The organism is Curtobacterium sp. PhB190 (genome assembly GCF_004365385.1).
Lineage (GTDB): Bacteria > Actinomycetota > Actinomycetes > Actinomycetales > Microbacteriaceae > Curtobacterium.
Genome location: NZ_SODN01000027.1, coordinates 1 through 1,228 on the forward strand (window position 1 = coordinate 1; position 1,228 = coordinate 1,228).

1 protein-coding gene is annotated in these 1,228 nt (G+C 65.9%); it reads right to left on the reverse strand.

Annotated features, from left to right (window positions below; translation table 11 throughout):
• Positions 1-7 precede the first annotated feature (7 nt).
• Positions 8-1,006, reverse strand: a complete 999-nt coding sequence (locus EDF47_RS19675) for an IS30 family transposase (RefSeq protein WP_243834117.1) — start codon at positions 1,004-1,006, stop codon at positions 8-10.
• Positions 1,007-1,228: the final 222 nt, after the last annotated feature.

The following is a 1,228-nucleotide window of genomic DNA, read 5'->3' on the forward strand; positions in this document are numbered from 1 at the left end:
GGTGGATTCAAGTGGTCGGTGCAACACCGCCTGTCAGTGACGCCGAGAGTAGCTCGTCGAGAGCTTCTCTCGGCGTCATGGCGTCGAGGCGTTTGCGTGGTCGGTTGTTGAGCTTGTCGGCGATGTAGTCGAGGTAGTCCGCGGGGAACACGGACAGGTCCTGTCCCTTGGGGAAGTACTGCCGCAGCAGCCCGTTCGTGTTCTCGTTCGAGCCGCGCTGCCAGGGCGAGTGAGGGTCGCAGAAGTAGATCTCGATCCCGGTCGCGATGCTGATCTGCTTGTGGGACGCCATCTCGATGCCCTGGTCCCAGGTGACCGACTTGCGGAGCATCTCGGGCATCTTCCCGATCGCGGTGATCATCTGATCTCGCACCTCGGCAGCGCCGTGCTTAGTCGGCAGGTGGAGCAGCATCACGAACCCGGTGGTGCGTTCGACCAGGGTGCCGATCGCGGAACCCGAGTCCTTCCCAACGATCAAGTCCCCTTCCCAATGCCCGGGGACCAGACGACCCTCGACCTCGGCGGGTCGATCCGCGATCGAGACCATTTCGAGCATGTCCGCCCGCGACCGACGCTGTTCCCGCCCCCGCGGCCGGCGCAGCGTCCGCCCGGTGCGCAACGCGACCTGGAGTTCGCGTTTCACCCCACCACGGCCCTCGACATACAGGGCCTGGTAGATCGTCTCGTGCGACACCCGCATCTCCGGATCGTGTGGGAAGTCCCGCCGCAGCCGGAGCATGATTTGCTCCGGTGAACGGTCCGCTTCCAACCCAGTCTGCACGTAGTCCCGGAGCCGACCGTTGATGGCGAGCTTGCGTGGTTTTGGTCGGGCCCGCCGCTGATCAACGATCCGTTGCGCCGTTGAGGGCCGATACCCGCCCCGGCCCGCGTTGCGCAGCTCACGAGATACCGTCGATGGTGCCCGACCGAGCCGGGCAGCGATCTGCCGGAGCGAGTGCCCCCGAGACCGACCAAACCAGATCTCTTCACGCTCCTCGAGCGACAACCGGACACCGGACGGAGCAGCGAGCACGGGCGGCATGCCGCCAGCCTGGCTGACCCAGTCCGCGGCCGTCGACCGGTTCACACCAGTCGCGGCCGCGGCCCGGGTCGTGCTCCCAAGCTCCACCAACGCAGCCCAGAACCGTCGCTTGTCCTCACGCGTGTGCCAACGACCCACACCAACACCTCACCACTCAAGGTGTTGCAACCACCCCTTGAACCCAAG